This window comes from Mycolicibacterium lacusdiani (genome assembly GCF_021916785.1).
Classification (GTDB): Bacteria; Actinomycetota; Actinomycetes; order Mycobacteriales; family Mycobacteriaceae; genus Mycobacterium; species Mycobacterium lacusdiani.
The window spans coordinates 171,689-186,813 of record NZ_JAKCFC010000008.1 but is presented as its reverse complement, the minus strand read 5'-3'; the positions used below and the strand labels follow the sequence as shown (position 1 = coordinate 186,813).

15 protein-coding genes are annotated in these 15,125 nt (G+C 69.6%); 7 read left to right on the top strand and 8 right to left on the bottom strand.

Annotation, left to right across the window (positions count from 1 at the left end):
• Positions 1–89: 89 nt before the first annotated feature.
• Both LOK44_RS22400 and LOK44_RS22395 read right to left on the bottom strand, forming a co-directional pair.
• On the bottom strand, positions 90–1,538 hold the full coding sequence (locus tag LOK44_RS22400) for a PepSY-associated TM helix domain-containing protein (protein WP_237572292.1): 1,449 nt from the start codon (positions 1,536–1,538) through the stop codon (positions 90–92).
• 95 nt (positions 1,539–1,633) lie between these two features.
• Positions 1,634–2,167 carry a hypothetical protein gene (locus LOK44_RS22395; protein WP_237572291.1) on the bottom strand — a complete coding sequence of 178 codons (534 nt, stop codon included), beginning with the start codon at positions 2,165–2,167 and terminating at the stop codon, positions 1,634–1,636.
• A 73-nt stretch (positions 2,168–2,240) separates the two neighbouring features.
• Between LOK44_RS22395 and LOK44_RS22390 the strand changes: the two genes are divergently transcribed.
• A complete protein-coding gene (locus LOK44_RS22390; RefSeq protein ID WP_237572363.1) occupies positions 2,241–2,726 on the top strand; it encodes a SixA phosphatase family protein in 486 nt (161 codons plus the stop codon).
• A 5-nt stretch (positions 2,727–2,731) separates the two neighbouring features.
• Here the strand turns inward: LOK44_RS22390 and LOK44_RS22385 are convergent, their stop codons facing one another.
• Both LOK44_RS22385 and LOK44_RS22380 read right to left on the bottom strand, forming a co-directional pair.
• Positions 2,732–3,289, bottom strand: a complete 558-nt coding sequence (locus LOK44_RS22385) for a DUF3558 domain-containing protein (protein ID WP_237572290.1) — start codon at positions 3,287–3,289, stop codon at positions 2,732–2,734.
• A gap of 8 nt (positions 3,290–3,297) precedes the next feature.
• A complete protein-coding gene (locus LOK44_RS22380) occupies positions 3,298–3,894 on the bottom strand; it encodes a DUF3558 domain-containing protein (protein WP_249784016.1) in 597 nt (198 codons plus the stop codon).
• A gap of 129 nt (positions 3,895–4,023) precedes the next feature.
• On the opposite strand from LOK44_RS22380, the gene LOK44_RS22375 reads away from it, so the two are divergent.
• From LOK44_RS22375 to LOK44_RS22365, 3 genes are all read left to right on the top strand, one after another.
• Positions 4,024–5,748 (top strand): ABC transporter ATP-binding protein, encoded by a 1,725-nt coding sequence (locus tag LOK44_RS22375; RefSeq protein WP_237572288.1) that lies wholly within the window; start codon positions 4,024–4,026, stop codon positions 5,746–5,748.
• Between the two features lie 17 nt (positions 5,749–5,765).
• On the top strand, positions 5,766–7,637 hold the full coding sequence (locus LOK44_RS22370) for an ABC transporter ATP-binding protein (RefSeq protein WP_237572362.1): 1,872 nt from the start codon (positions 5,766–5,768) through the stop codon (positions 7,635–7,637).
• A 187-nt stretch (positions 7,638–7,824) separates the two neighbouring features.
• A complete protein-coding gene (locus LOK44_RS22365; RefSeq protein WP_237572287.1) occupies positions 7,825–10,020 on the top strand; it encodes a molybdopterin-containing oxidoreductase family protein in 2,196 nt (731 codons plus the stop codon).
• A gap of 10 nt (positions 10,021–10,030) precedes the next feature.
• Here the strand turns inward: LOK44_RS22365 and abmR are convergent, their stop codons facing one another.
• Both abmR and LOK44_RS22355 read right to left on the bottom strand, forming a co-directional pair.
• Positions 10,031–10,588 carry an ATP-binding transcription factor AbmR gene (gene abmR, locus LOK44_RS22360; protein WP_237572286.1) on the bottom strand — a complete coding sequence of 186 codons (558 nt, stop codon included), beginning with the start codon at positions 10,586–10,588 and terminating at the stop codon, positions 10,031–10,033.
• 67 nt (positions 10,589–10,655) lie between these two features.
• A complete protein-coding gene (locus LOK44_RS22355) occupies positions 10,656–10,865 on the bottom strand; it encodes a hypothetical protein (protein ID WP_237572285.1) in 210 nt (69 codons plus the stop codon).
• Positions 10,866–11,009: 144 nt separating this feature from the next.
• Here LOK44_RS22355 and LOK44_RS22350 point away from each other — a divergent pair, with 144 nt between their 5' ends.
• Both LOK44_RS22350 and LOK44_RS22345 read left to right on the top strand, forming a co-directional pair.
• Entirely contained in the window at positions 11,010–11,933 is a 924-nt protein-coding gene (locus tag LOK44_RS22350; protein WP_237572284.1) for an AIM24 family protein, read from the top strand.
• 3 nt (positions 11,934–11,936) lie between these two features.
• Positions 11,937–13,502: a class I adenylate-forming enzyme family protein gene (locus LOK44_RS22345; protein ID WP_237572283.1), complete on the top strand. Its 1,566-nt coding sequence runs from the start codon at positions 11,937–11,939 to the stop codon at positions 13,500–13,502.
• Positions 13,503–13,507: 5 nt separating this feature from the next.
• Here the strand turns inward: LOK44_RS22345 and LOK44_RS22340 are convergent, their stop codons facing one another.
• Both LOK44_RS22340 and LOK44_RS22335 read right to left on the bottom strand, forming a co-directional pair.
• Positions 13,508–13,888: a DUF4267 domain-containing protein gene (locus LOK44_RS22340; protein ID WP_237572282.1), complete on the bottom strand. Its 381-nt coding sequence runs from the start codon at positions 13,886–13,888 to the stop codon at positions 13,508–13,510.
• 55 nt (positions 13,889–13,943) lie between these two features.
• The gene (locus tag LOK44_RS22335; RefSeq protein WP_237572281.1) at positions 13,944–14,420 is read right to left on the bottom strand and encodes a DUF1772 domain-containing protein; all 477 of its coding nucleotides are present in this window, start codon (positions 14,418–14,420) and stop codon (positions 13,944–13,946) included.
• 96 nt (positions 14,421–14,516) lie between these two features.
• On the opposite strand from LOK44_RS22335, the gene LOK44_RS22330 reads away from it, so the two are divergent.
• Positions 14,517–15,089: a TetR/AcrR family transcriptional regulator gene (locus LOK44_RS22330; RefSeq protein WP_237572280.1), complete on the top strand. Its 573-nt coding sequence runs from the start codon at positions 14,517–14,519 to the stop codon at positions 15,087–15,089.
• Positions 15,090–15,125: the final 36 nt, after the last annotated feature.

Below are 15,125 nucleotides of genomic sequence, written 5' to 3'. Positions count from 1 at the left end.
CGAGTGTATGGCCGGCCGCCGACAAGTCGACGGACGTCGATCGGCATGTGGGCGACCGGCCTACCCGGCAATGGCTCACCGGCGTCGGTTCAGCGGTGTCGAAGCGCCCGAACCCGACCGATCGCGACGTCGGCCACCAGGAACGCCACCAGGCTGACGCCCAGCAGCGGCAGGAACCACCCCACCGCGATCGCGGCGATGACGACCACGGCGACGATGCCGGGATGCGTGCGGCGCAGTACGCCGCGTGCGGGTGGACGGCCGACCAGCCGGTCCGATGCGCGGGTGGGCCTGCGCTGCCACCACATCCGGTATCCGCGCACGATCACCGTGACCAGCCCCACGGCCACGACGAACAGCACCAGCTGATTGAGCCAGCCGAACAGGAACCCCATGTGCATCCGGATGCCCCAGTCGGCGAGCTTGGCGATCGTCGAGTAGTCGTTGGCGTAGTCGACCGAGCTGGTCACCCGCAACGTCACCGGGTCGACGGCTGCCGCGTCGGTGGTGAGCCGGTAGGGCTCGTCGACCTCGATCATCCCGACCGCCTCGCCCGGTTCCGCGGGCAGGGTCAGCTCCAGCGGCAGCTCCACCCCCGCGGAAGCCGCCGCCGCGACCACCCCGTCGACGTCGACGGGCGCGGCAGGCATCGGAGCCTGGCCGCCGTGTCCGGCATGGCCGGCGTGGTCGTCGCCTGGCGTCTGCGCCGAGGAATCTCCGAGCGCCGTGACGAGCGCGGGCCGTTCCCAGTCGAAGTGCGTCCGGATGTCCGACACCGTGGCACCCGCGAACGTCGACCACGTGATGCCGGTCGCGGACAGGAACAGCAGCATGGGCAGGATCCACACGCCAACCGCCGCATGCCAGTTCAGCGTCCGGCTGCGTCCGATGCCCGGGCTCGGCATCAACAGTCGCGCACGCTCGCCGCGGCGGCGCTCCGACCGGCGCCTGGTCCACCACAGGGCCAGCCCGCCCAGCGCCACCACCCACAGCCAGGACGCGGCGAGTTCGCTGTAGAGCCGCCCGGGCTCGCCGAGCCGAAGATGGCGGTGCAGCCCGTCGAGCCACGTGCTGAGCGGCAGGTGACCGAACCAGACCGGCTCCGCCCCCAGCACCCGACCGGCGTAGGGGTCGACGAAGACGGCCAGCTGCGTATCGGGCCCCAGCGCCGGGTCGGCGAACAGCACCCGCGTCGAATCCCGAGGGTCGGCTGCGGGTCGCATGCCCGCCATGACCAGACCGGTGTGGGCGGCTTGCGCTGCTGCCGCCTGCTCGGTGAGTGGCAGGGCCTGCTCGCCGGGATCGACGACCAGGATGTCGCGGTAGACGACGCGTTCGAGCGTGGGCGCGACGGCGTACAGGGCGCCGGTGATCGCCGCGATCAGGATGAACGGCGCCACCAGGACGCCTGCGTAGAAGTGCAGCCGCCGAATCAGCGGAACCCCGCTGTGCGGCGACGATCGTGCGGTGAGCGCCGGTGGGCTGGATGCCCGTTCGGGCTCGGATCGTGGAGTAGACGTCGATCCAGGTGCAGACATGATGGGTCCTTCGTTGTCTGAGAATGAATTCCGTGCTGGGCACGGCGGAGGACCGGACCGCGGCGCGCGCGTGTCCGGTATTCGGAAGAGCCGCGCTAGGCGGCGGTCAACGAAGGTGGTCCGCGGGTGACGTGCCCCGAGCCCGCGAGGACTCGGTCCGCCAATTCCGGGCCCCACCACACCGTGCGGGGGCGTCGGCCCGACGGTTCGCCGAGCAGCGCCACGAGGACGAGCACCAGCCGCCACAGCGCCGCGGTCACCGCGGCGAAGGACCGTTCTGCCGAGCAGATCAACGCGGCCACCAGGAGCGCCGCGCCTGCGTGGGCGAGGATCATCGGCGTCGACCAGTGCGCGCCGTGATGGTGCCCGGAGGCGAACGCCAGCACGTAGTGGCCGATCACCTGGCCCGCCCCGAGGAACGACGCGATCACGGGCAGACGCCGCTGCGCGTCGGCCGACGAGGACGCGATCGCCCCCACCATTGCCGAGATCGCCACCAGCAGCAGGACCGCCGACGCCGCGGGCAGCGGCGCCCCGCCGAGGCCGTGCGCGGCACCCGTGACCGTGGTCGATGTTGCGCCCACCAACGATCCGCGCAACCGCGCGGCGTCGGATCGGGCGGTGCTCATCGCGGCAGCCTATCGCCGACGGCCTAGGTTGGGGTTCGTGAGCGCGACGAACCCGAGCCGGACGCTGGTGTTGATGCGGCACGCCAAGTCGGGCTACCCCGACGGCGTCGCCGACCACGACAGGCCGCTGGCCGAGCGCGGCGACCGTGAGGCGCCGCTGGCCGGCGAGTGGCTCCGGGCGCACGCACCCGAGGTCGAGGCCGTGCTGTGCTCGACTGCCACCCGCACCAGGCAGACGCTGGCCAGGACGGGCATCGAGGCGCCGACCGAGTTCCTCGACGAGTTGTACGACGCCACGCCGGGAATTGTTCTCGCGGCGATCAACGGCGTCGACGACGACGTCCGGACACTACTGGTGGTCGGCCACGAGCCCACGACGTCGAGCCTCGCGCTCGGGTTGGCGGGAACCGACGACGCCGACCAGGCCGCGACGGACGCTGCCGACGAGATCGCCGCGAAGTTCCCCACCTCGGCGATCGCGATGCTGCGCACGGACGTCAGGTGGGCCGACCTGGAGTTGGGTGGGGCGACACTGGTCGCCTTCCACGTACCCCGATAGTCGGCTCAGTTGTTGGTGTTGAGCGTCAGCTCCATCAGCTTGATCGCCATGCCGCATGCGTCGATGCCGGGAGCCTGCGGGTTGACCCACCACCCGACCACGCCGGCCGCGTCACTGGCGACGCCGCACGCGCCGTTGGGGTCGTTGGGCTTCATCACGATCGACGGCACGCCAGCCACCGACCGGCTCTCGATCTGATACTGCAGCTGTTCGGCGACCGACCGCTCGTTGTCGAGGCTGCCCTGCTCGAACCAGAAGCGGGTGATGTCGATCAGACCCGACGGGTTGAGGGCCTGCCACCGGCAGACCGCACCGACGAAGGTGCTCTGGATGTCCAGCGGATCCGCGCCCACGGTCTCGGCGAGGATGTCCTGGGTCAGGACGTCGCACTCCTTGAGGAGGTTCGGGTACTGGCGCTCGGAGTCGTCGTTGCGCGCGTTCTCCCCGGACCCGGCGCGGACGGCGGCACCCTCCACCGACCGGGTGCAGCCCTGCACGCCGAGCAGCACCGTCAGCACTGCGAGCACGGCGCCGACGGTCGTCAGGAGGCGACGGACAGGCATGCGGGCGCTCACTTCGAGTTCACGATCGACTGGCGGGTGACTTCCTTGGCGACCTCGCACGCGTCGGGGAAGGGCTTCTGGGCGAAGCTGATCGACCATTCGATGAAGTCGTCGTCGAACTGGATGCCGATCTCGCACAGGCTCACGCCCAGCGTCGGATCGTCGTTGAGGGCGATGAAGCCGTCGTGTCCTTCGATGTTGATGTCCTCGACGCTGGTCCTGGAGAGTTCCTCGGTCTTGCGCTCGCGGCCGATGGGGCTGCCGCGGAACCACGAGAACGAGAAGTGCGGGCCGAGCACGCCACCGCCGGCGAGCCACTGGCAGCCGACCGACGTCTTGGCCGTGTTGACCAGACCGGGCACCTGGGTGAGTTCGCCCATGGTCTGATCTGTGACCCCGCCGCATTCCGGGAAGAACGGCCCGTGCTTGACGTCGGCCGCCGGTGCGGGCCCCGAGGGAACCTCCGGGCTCGCGGGATCGTCGGAGCCCGAGCACGCCGAGACCACCGAGGTGACCGCGAGGATCCCGGCGGCCAGCCTGACCGCTGAAGCCTTCGCGTCGCGTCGGCCACGTGTCCCGTTCCGGTGGTCGCCCCGTCGTCCCATCACGCCCGCAACTGTAGCGGCAGCGCAGATCCGCAACCACCAGCAGACCGATTGACCAGCACTTTTCGGCGATTCGCGCGGGAAATGGGCGATCAGGGACCCCACCGGAGCGTATGCGACAGTTACGGGATGCTCTGGGCGCTGCTGCGGCGGTACGTGCGGCCGTACCGCGGTCTGCTCGTCATCGTGTCCGTCCTGCAGGTCATCAGCACGCTGGCGTCGCTCTACCTGCCGACGATCAACGCGGCGATCATCGACGACGGCGTGGCCCAGGGTCAGACCGGCGTCATCGTGGAGCTGGGCCTGCTGATGCTGGCCGTGACCGGCGTGCAGGTGCTGTGCGCCGTCGGGGCGGTGTTCTTCGGATCGCGCGCAGGCATGGGATTCGGCCGCGATCTGCGGTCGGCGATCTTCCACCACGTCACGGGGCTCTCGGCCGAGGAGACGTCGCGCTTCGGCACCGCCTCGCTGCTGACCCGCACCACCAACGACGTCCAGCAGATCCAGGTGCTCGTCCAGATGACTTGCACGATGTTCGTCACCGCGCCGATCATGAGCATCGGCGGCATCGCGATGGCGCTGCACCTCGACGCCGGGCTGTCGTGGTTGCTGCTCGTCAGCGTGCCGATCCTGGCGCTGTCGAACTACTGGATCGTGTCCCGTCTGCTGCCGCTGTTCCGGTCGATGCAGGGTCTGATCGACGGGATCAACCGCGTTCTGCGCGAGCAGCTCTCGGGCCTGCGGGTGGTGCGCGCCTTCGCCCGCGAGCCCATCGAGAAGGCCCGGTTCGCGGCGGCCAACCAGGCGCTCTCGGACACCGCGCTCACCGTGGGCCGGTGGCAGGCGCTGATGCTGCCGGTGACGACGCTGGTGATCAACGTCTCGAGCGTCGCGCTGATCTGGTACGGCGGCATGCGCATCGACGCCGGTCAGATGCAGGTCGGGGCGCTGATCGCCTTCCTGTCCTACTTCATGCAGATCCTGATGTCGGTGCTGCTGGTGACCTTCGTGCTCGTCATCCTGCCTCGGGCGTCGGTGTGTGCCGAGCGGATCAGCGAGGTGCTCGACACGCCCGCGGCCATCGCGAGCCCCGAGCACCCGCACGCGCCGTCGACGCGGACCGGCGAGATCGTCCTCGACGGCGTGACGTTCCGCCACCCCGGTGCGGAACAGCCCGTGGTGCAGGACGTCTCGTTCACCGCCCGGCCAGGCACCACCACCGCCGTTGTCGGATCGACGGGCGCGGGCAAGTCGACACTGCTGTCGCTGATCTGCCGGCTCTACGACGTCACCGACGGCGCGGTGCGGTTCGACGGCGTCGACGTCCGGGATTACGACACCGAGGTGCTGTGGTCCGGTATCGGGCTGGTGCCACAGCGCGGCTACCTGTTCTCCGGAACCGTCGCCGACAACCTGCGCTACGGCAAGGACGGCGCGACCGACGAGGAGATGTGGGAGGCGCTGCGCGTCGCAGCCGCCGACGACTTCGTCTCGGCGCACCCCGACGGCTTGGCGATGCCCGTCGCGCAGGGCGGCGCCAACCTGTCCGGCGGGCAGCGGCAGCGAATCGCCATCGCGCGGGCGGTCATCCGTCGGCCCTCGGTCTACCTGTTCGACGACGCGTTCTCCGCCCTCGACGTGCGCACCGACGCGCGGGTGCGCGCCGCGCTGCGCGACGTCTCGGCCGGCGCGACGGTGATCGTCGTGTCGCAACGCATCTCGACGATCGCCGAGGCCGACCAGATCGTCGTCGTCGACGACGGCATGGTCGTCGGCGTCGGGTCGCACGCCGCGCTGCTGCAGGACTGTCCGCCGTACGCGGAGTTCGCGGACTCCCAGAGCGTGACCCGGTGACCCGGCCCCTGCGGCCCATGACGGAGCCGCCTGCCGAGCGCACCCGCGACTTCAAGGGCAGCGCGACACGCCTGCTGCGGCGCCTCGTGCCGCAGCGTGGACTGACCGCGACGGTGCTGCTGCTCGGCATCGGCGGCATCGCGCTCGGCGTCGTCGGCCCGCGCATCCTCGGGCACGCCACCGACCTGCTGTTCAACGGCGTGATCGGCCGCGAGCTGCCCGCCGGGCTCAGCAAGGCCGAAGCCATCGAGGAGGCCCGGGCGCGTGGCGACACGACCTTCGCCGACCTGCTGTCCGGCATGGACGTCGTCCCCGGCCGTGGCGTCGACTTCGATGCCGTGGGCCGGACACTGCTGCTGGCACTGGCCCTGTACCTCGTTGCCGCCCTGCTGATCTGGTTGCAGGCGCGTCTGCTCAACGTCGTCGTGCAGCGCACCATGGTCGCGATGCGTGCCGACGTCGAGGACAAGGTGCATCGACTTCCGCTGTCCTACTTCGACACCCGGCAGCGCGGCGAGGTGCTGAGCCGGGTCACCAACGACGTCGACAACATCCAGTCGTCGCTGTCGATGACGATCGCCCAACTCCTGACGTCGATCCTGACCGTCTTCGCGGTGCTCGCGATGATGCTCACCATCTCACCGCTGCTGACCGGGATCACCGTGGTCGTCGTCCCGCTGTCGCTGTGGGCCACCCGCACGATCGCGCGGCGGTCGCAGAAGCTGTTCGTGGCGCAGTGGCGCAACACCGGCAGGCTCAACGCGCACATCGAGGAGACCTACAGCGGGTTCACCGTCGTCAAGACGTTCGGGCACCGGGCACACGCCGAGGACCGGTTCAGCGACCTCAACGACGACGTGTACGAGGCGAGTGTCGGGGCGCAGTTCCTGTCCGGCCTGGTGGGGCCGGTGACGACGTTCATCGGCAATATCAGCTACGTGGCCGTCGCCGTGGTCGGCGGACTGCAGGTCGCCACGGGTCAGATCACCCTCGGCGGCATCCAGGCCTTTATCCAGTACGTCCGGCAGTTCAATCAGCCGCTGACGCAGGTCGCGTCGATGTACAACACGATGCAGTCCGGGATCGCCAGCGCGGAGCGGGTGTTCGACCTGCTCGACGCCGACGAGCAGGTGCCCGATCCGCCTATCCCCGCGCGGGTTCCCGACCGGGCCGCGGGTCGCGTCGAGTTCGAGCACGTCCACTTCGGCTACCGGCCGGGCACGCCGGTGATCTCGGACCTGTCGCTGGTCGCCGAGCCGGGCAGCACCGTCGCGATCGTCGGCCCGACCGGTGCGGGCAAGACAACGCTGGTGAACCTCCTGATGCGGTTCTACGAGGTGGACTCTGGCCGCATCCTGATCGACGGCGTCGACATCACCACGATGAGCCGCCACGACGTGCGGTCCCGGATCGGCATGGTGCTGCAGGACACCTGGCTGTTCGGCGGCACCATCTACGACAACATCGCCTACGGCAGGCCCGACGCGACCGAGGACGAGGTGATCGCCGCCGCGACGGCAGCCCACGTCGACCGGTTCGTGCACACGCTGCCCGACGGCTACGCCACCCGCGTCAACGACGACGGCGGCAACGTCAGCGCGGGCGAGAAGCAGTTGATCACGATCGCGCGGGCGATCCTCGCGCGCCCGCACCTGCTGATCCTCGACGAGGCCACCAGCTCGGTGGACACCCGCACCGAGGTGCTGATTCAGCAGGCGACCGCCGAACTGCGCCGCGACCGAACGAGTTTCATCATCGCGCACCGGCTTTCGACGATCCGAGACGCCGACGTGATCCTGGTGATGGAGGCCGGTCGCATCGTCGAGAGCGGCACCCACGACGACCTGCTGGCCCGCCACGGCGAGTACTGGGCGATGACGCGGGCCTAGCCCTGGAGCCCTGGAGTCCTGGAGTCCTGGAGTCCTGGAGTCCTCGCGAGGTCTACACCACGGTCGTGCCCCGCGCGTCACCCACGACGCTGGTGTAGATCTCGCGAGCAATGGGAGCCGCGAAACAAGCGGTGCGCTCATTCGCGTTCACCGGTGCGGCGCGGATTCGCTGCGGCAGGATGCCACCATGACCACCCGGCCGACCATCGCGACGGCATCCGACGCCCGCACGGTGCACACCTTCTGCCGGTACTGCCTGGCAGCGTGCGGCATCGACGTGACCGTCGAAGGCAATCGCGTCACCAAGATAGCGCCGGACAAGCTCAACGCCCACAGTTGGCACGACTTCTGCGCGAAGGGCCGCACCGCGAACCAGCTCGTCGAACACCCGCGGCGCATCGTGAACCCGATGCGCCGGGTCGGGGACTCATACGTCGAGACGAGGTGGGACGAGGCGCTGACCGACATCGCGACACGGATGAACGCGTTGATCGACGCCGACGGCCCCGACGCGATCGGCGTCTACTACGGCAACCCGGCCGGCTTCTCGTCGTCGAACATCATCTTCATGAACGGCTGGCTCGACGCCATCGGAACGAAGAGCCGGTACTTCGTGGGGTCGGTGGACCAGAACGCCATGCACGTGGTGTCGGAGGCCATGTACGGCTCCCAGTTGATGTCGCCCGTTTCCGACATCGACGCGTGTGACTACTTCCTGCTGGTCGGCACCAACCCCGCCGTCAGCGCCTGGAACTGGCTGGAGACCGTGCCCGGCGGCTGGCGCCGCGCGCTCGACCGGCAGAAGACCGGCGCGACCATCGTCGTCGTCGACCCGGTGGCCACCGAGTCGGCGCAGAAGGCCGACGTCCACCTCGCCGTCAAGCCGGGCCAGGACTGGGCGCTGCTGCTGGCGATGGTGAAGGTGATCCTCGACGAGGGACTGGAGCACCGCGAGGACTGCGCCGATCTCGCCACCGGCGTACCCGAGCTGCGGACGCTGGTCGCCGAGGCCGATCTCGACGACCTCGCCGCCCGGTGCGAGATCCCCCGCGACCACATCGAGTCCGTGGCGCGGGGTTTCGCGACCGCGCCCGGAGCGATGGTCGTGACCCGCACCGGGGTCTCGCTGCACGAGGCGGGGACGATCGCCGAGTGGCTTGGCCACGTGCTGAACGTCGTCACCGGGCGGATGGACCGGCCCGGCGGTCGACGGTTCGAGCGGGGCTACGTCGACGCGCTGCGGATGTTCGAGCTGGCGAAGGTGAAGCCGCACTACAGCCGACTGCGCGGCCGCGAGATGATCGCGGGCGCACATGCGCTCGCCGAACTGCCCGACGAGATCACCACGCCGGGCCGCGGGCAGATCAAGGCGCTGGTGATCAATAGCGGCAACCCGGTCGTATCGGGTCCCGACGGTGCGAAACTCGACGCCGCGCTCGAGTCGCTGGACCTGTTGGTGGCCGTCGACTTCGTCCAGCGCGAGAGCCACCGCCACGCGCACTGGCTGCTGCCCGCCGTGCACTGGCTGGAACGCAACGACCTGCCCGCGTTCACCAGCAGCATGCACGACGAACCGTTCGTCCAGTACGGCGCCAAGGCCGTCGAACCGCCGCCAGGCGCCCGCGAGGAGTGGCGAATCTGGGTGGACCTCGCACTCGCGATGCGGCGGCCGCTGTTCGGGGCCAAGGGCGTCAACGGGTTCGTCGCGGCCACCCGGCGCGTGGCGGCACTCACGCGTCGGCCCGGGCTGGAGTTCACCCCGCACTGGATCGACCGGCTGCTGATCGCCACGTCGCGAAAGATCAACGGCCGCAAGCTGAAATGGCGCGACGTGGTCGGCAACCCGCACGGACTGGTCCTCGGGCCGCGCGAGTTCGGGCACTTCCGCGAGGCGCTGCGCACCGACGACAAGCGGGTGCACGCCGCGCCGCCCGAGTTCGTCGCGAGGGCACGGGAACTGCTCGAACATCCGGCACCGGCGGCGCCGGCGGGCTACCCGCTGCAGCTCGGCAACCGCCGCAACCGGCACTCGATGAACTCCTGGCTCAATGAATTGCCGGGCCTACACCCGGCAGGCAAGGGCAACGAGGTGCTGATGCATCCCGACGACGCCGCGACGCTCGATGTCTCGGACGGCGAACGGGTTCGGGTGTCCTCGCCCGTGGGGTCGATCGAACTCGACACCCGTCTTTCGCCGCGACTGCGGCGGGGCTTGGTGGTGGTCGACCACGGGTGGGGGTCGCGGATCTTCGACCCCCGCGGCGGCGCGGCAGCGCAGTCCTTCGGAGTCAACCGCAACCTGCTGGTCGACGCCGAAGGCATGGATCCGCTGTCGCAGACGTCGACACTCAGCGCGACGTACGTTCGGGTCGAGCGCGTTTAGGGACTCAGCCCTAGAGCGTCGGGCCCTCTGCGCGCAGGTCGTCGACCGTTGACATCGCCTCGCGCAGCTGACCCAGCCATTCGTCGGCGTGCTGGCCGACCAGGCGTACCGACCACACCAGGGCATCCGAGCGCGACCTGGCGACACCCGCGTCGACCAGCGTGTCGAGTACCTGGCGTTCGGGCTGCCGTAGCCGTGTCATCACCGGTACGGCGATGTTGGTGAACAGGATTCGCTCGGGTTCGTCGCCTGCGCCCACTTCGACGCCCCACGCCACCTTGCGTCCGTAGCGGGCCTCGGCCTCGTCGGCGATGCGCATCCGCTCCGACCGGGTCTCCTCGCGGAAGCGGGCGGCGCGGCCCGATGCCCTGGCCTCGCTCTCCTCCCCCTCGACTTCGGGAAGGCGGCCGACGACCGTGATCTCCTCGCGGTCGACGGTCACGGTGGGATCGCCGGTGAACCAGCCCTCGGGCAGGCGTCCTGCGATCCAGTCGGGCGCGGACGCCGCGTCGGGCTGCTGTGCTTGTTGCCAGCCGCCGGAGCGGCCGCGATGATCGTGCTTTCTCATGCTTACATGATTACACCGTTACAGCCGTAAGAGAGCGTCCTTCACCCATCGGCGTAACGCGACCTCGTCAGCGGCGCTTGAGGCCCGCGTAGAGCGCCGCGCCGCCGCCGAGCAGCAGCACGACCAGCAGCAGCGCCGCCCAGCCGGGACCGGCGAGCACCCAGATCAGCCCGGTCACGACCAGCGCCGGTGTCGCCAGGAACAACACCATCCCGGGATGCTGCTTGACGACCGCGAGAGCACCCTTGGCGCGGGTCGGATCGATTTCATTCGACATGCCAGCAGCATGCCAGTCGACGTGGTGCTACCGGGCGCGAAGAACTCCAGGAGCGACACCGTCGCGACGGGTTGCCCTAATGTTCTAGATCAGTGCCGCAGCGGCACGTTCGATCCACCGCAATCAATCTTCGAGGAGTGACCGGTGACTGGACCCGGAGCAGGCAGTTGGCAACCCGACCCCGAGGGTCGATTCGATTACCGCTGGTGGGATGGCCGGAATTGGACCGACCAGGTGTCACACCAGGGCCGTAGCGGCACCGCGCCACTGGGCGGCGGTGCGCCCGCGGGACAGCAGGGTGCCGAACAGCACGCCGGACAGCCCGCCGCTCACCAGGGTGGGCAGCACGAGCGCCAAGAGCCGCAGGCGACGGCCCAGGCGATGCCGCAGGGAGATGGCTTCGCAGGCATCACCGGCGACCTGGTCGACGGCCGTTTCAGCGAGAAGGAAGCCAAGGCGATCGCCAACCAGAACACCAAGCTGCTGCGCGTGCGGCTCGGTGAGCCGTTCATGGCGCGGCAGGGCTCGATGGTCGCCTATCAGGGCAACGTCGACTTCGCGTTCGAGGGCGGCGGCGCCGGGAAGTTCCTCAAGAAGGCGCTGACCGGTGAAGGGCTGCCGCTCATGCGCTGCCAGGGCCAGGGCGACGTCTTCCTCGCCGAGCGCGCCTACGACGTGCACCTGCTGAACCTGAACAACTCCGGGCTGTCGGTCAGTGGCAAGAACGTCCTGGCGTTCTCCTCGAGCCTGGACTGGAACATCGAGCGGGTGAAGGGAGGCAGCATCGCCACCGGCGGCCTGTTCAACACGACGCTGCGCGGCACCGGATGGGTGGCGATCACGACCGACGGACCCCCGGTGGTGCTCGACGCCGCCGAGGCTCCGACGTTCGCCGACACCAATGCCGTCGTCGCATGGTCGGCCAACCTGCAGACACAACTCAAGACGACCTTCAAGGCCGGCGCCCTGATCGGCCGCGGTTCCGGTGAGGCGCTTCAGGTTTCGTTCCACGGCCAGGGCTTCGTGATCGTTCAGCCGTCCGAGGGCATCCAGATCCCGGTGCAGTAGTCCATGGCGGACGGAGTCTGGAGTTCCGAGGTCCGCGCCGGCTCCTACGGCGGGCACGACGGCATCGTGTACGCGAGCGGCCCGTCGACGTTCGACGACCTCCTCGCAGGCACCGAGGTGTGGACCGACCGCACCTTCCTGGTGCACGGCGAGCACCGGGTGTCGTTCGCGGAGTTCCGCGATGCCGTATGGGCCTGCCGATCGATCCTGTCGTCGCGCGGTGTCGGTGTCGGTGACCGCGTCATGGTGTTCGGCTACAACTCCCCCGAGTGGGTCGTCGCGCTGTGGGCCACCTGGCTGGCCGGGGCGGTGCCCGTGCTGGCCAACCGGTGGTGGAGCCCCGCCGAGATCGAGCATGCCGTCACGCTTCTGGCGCCCGTGCACGTCCTGACCGACACTTCTCTCGACGTCGCCGTACCGACGAGCCCGCTGTCGGACCTGGCGGCCGCCTTCGACGAACCCGCGGTCGACCCCGCATCCGTACCCGACACCGACCCTGACGCCACCGCGCTGGTGCTGTTCACGTCGGGCAGTTCGGGGATGCCGAAGGCGGTCGAACTGTCGCGACGCGCGGTGATCGCCAACCAGCACAACATCCTCGCTCGCAACCGGCGCTTCCCCCACCTGCTCGACGGTGACTCCCCACAGGCCGTCAGCCTCGCTACGACGCCCATGTTCCACGTCGGTGGCCTGTCGAGCCTGCTGACCCACACGCTCACCGGCGGCCGAATCGTTATGACGCAGGGGCGCTTCGACGCGGGCCAGATCCTCGGGCTCATCGAACGCGAGCGCATCCAGATCTGGGGTGCGGTACCCACCATGGCCGTTCGGCTGCTCGCGCATCCCGAGTTCGACTCCTTCGACCTGAGCAGCCTGAAGTCGTGGCCGCTCGGCGGCGCACCCGTGTCGACCGACCTGCTCGACCGTATCCGGGAGAGGCTGCCGAATCTGCGGTCGCGCGGGCTCAGCAACACGTGGGGCATGACCGAGGCGGGCGGCTTCCTGACCGCGGCCGACGCCCGCGACCTGGCCGTGCACCCGGGTACCGTCGGGCGACCCTATGGCGTCGTCGAATTGCGCATTGCCGGTCCGGACGCCAAGGGCGTCGGCGAGGTGCTCGCGCGATCACCCACCGTGATGAACGGCTACGCGGGCCTGAGGGACGACGACACGGTCGACGCCGAAGGATGGCTGCACACCGGCGATCTCGGCCACCTCACCGATGACGGCTACCTGTTCATCGACGGCCGCGCGAAGGACGTCGTCATCCGTGGCGGCGAGAACATCGCATGCCCGCACGTCGAGGCCGCCATCGCCAGCCATCCCGCGGTCGTCGAGGTCGCTGCCCTCGGCGTGCCGCATCCGGACCTGGGCGAGGAATTGGTGGCCGTCGTCGTGCACCGGCCCGACACGGGTGCGCCCACGCCCGATGCCCTGGCGGCGCACGTGACGGGCACCCTGTCCTACTTCGCGATACCGACGCGGTGGGAGGTCCGCACCGAACCGTTGCCCACGTTGGCCGGCGAAAAGGTCGACAAGAAGAGGTTGGTCCGCGAGTTCGGATCCTGAGGGCGTCACGGGATGAGCAGCAGCGCGGCGGTCACCAGCATGACGGCGGCTGTGAGGCCGTGGACGCCCCAGGCGGTCGACCTCGAGCCACCGCTGCGGAGCACGATGGCCGTGTCGGCGAGCGGAATGGTGGTGGCGGCCAACACTACCCAGCCAAGCAGGTGCGTTGCGCCTGCGACCATCAGGATGAACACGAACAGTCCAGATGCGATGTCGCGCACGCCCTTGACGCTCGCATAGGCGCGCGCCGACGGCTCGGCGAGATCCAGTCGCACGCCGTAACCGGCAGCGGCGGTGTCGGGCGCCACGACGAATCGTGCGCCGATGAAGACGATGGCCGCGCCGATGAGTCCGGCGAGTACGTAGGCGATGGTGGTGACGGTCATGTCGGTGGCTCCAGGGTCGTCAGTGGATGGGCGAGAAGTACGTGGCCCCTGTGCGTTAGACGATCAGCGCCGCGCACAGCGCCGCCACTGCGAGACCCTGCAGCGCGGCACGCAGGCCGATGATCCGATCCCAGTCCCGCTGCAGCGCGCGGCCGTTCGGCAGCGCATCCCCGCTCTCCGCGGCTGCCGTCAGTCGACGGTTGATGGGTGCGCTCACCGTGGCGTAGAGCGCAATCCACACCACGAGCAGGACCAGCGCGGTGGCTGCAGCGATCGCCTGAGCCCAGTGCGCGGACACGACGGCCGCCCCCACGGCCGCTGCGGTGGCGAGGATCCCGAGAACACCCGGTGCGGGCATGCGCCGATCGCCATACCGATGCACGCGTCCCATCACCGCGACCAGAGCGCGGTCGTCGACCGCCGCGAGTGCCGGCCGCAGCACGATCGCGCAGAACACGTCGGTCCCGTAGGCCACTGCGGTGGCCAGCACCGCGATCAGCACGGCGGCGCGAACGATGATCTCCCGGTCCATGTCGGACTCCTTCGGTCGTGGTGTTAGCAACGCTAACCGCGGGCGTCCGCGACGTCAATAGCACCGCTAGCACTTCTAGCGGTGCTACCGTGTGGCATGCCCATCAACGACCGCCGCGAGCGGGAACGAGCCGCCCGCAGGCGGTTGATCGTCACGACGGCCCGCACGTTGGCGGAGGCCGAGGGGTGGGACGCCGTCACCACGCGGCGGCTGTCGACCGAGATCGAATACAGCCAGCCCGTCCTCTACAAGCACTTCAGCGGCATGGATCGCGTCGCCGAGGCCGTTGCCATCGACGGCTTCGCCGAACTCGCGGACGCGCTGCGGGCCGCCCGTACCGGCGCGGGCGCACCGGGCGACGTCCCCCTCGCACTCGCTCGGGCATACCTCGACTTTGCTCGCGACAACCCGGCCGTCTACGACGCGATGTTCACCAGGGCCACCGCCCTGCGCTTCGCCGCCGAGGACACGCCGCCGCCGCTGATCGAGGCGTTCGCCGAACTGCGTCAGGGCGTGACCGCGGGCGCCGACGAGGGCGACGCGGATGCTCGCTCGGAGGTGTTCTGGGCCGGGCTGCACGGCCTGGTCACCCTCACGCGCGCCGGGCGATTACGCCCGGGCCACGAGGCGGAACGCCTGCGACTGCTCGTCGACGGGCTCACCAGGTAGGGCTGTACCCATACCCCCTATGGGTATACACTCGGG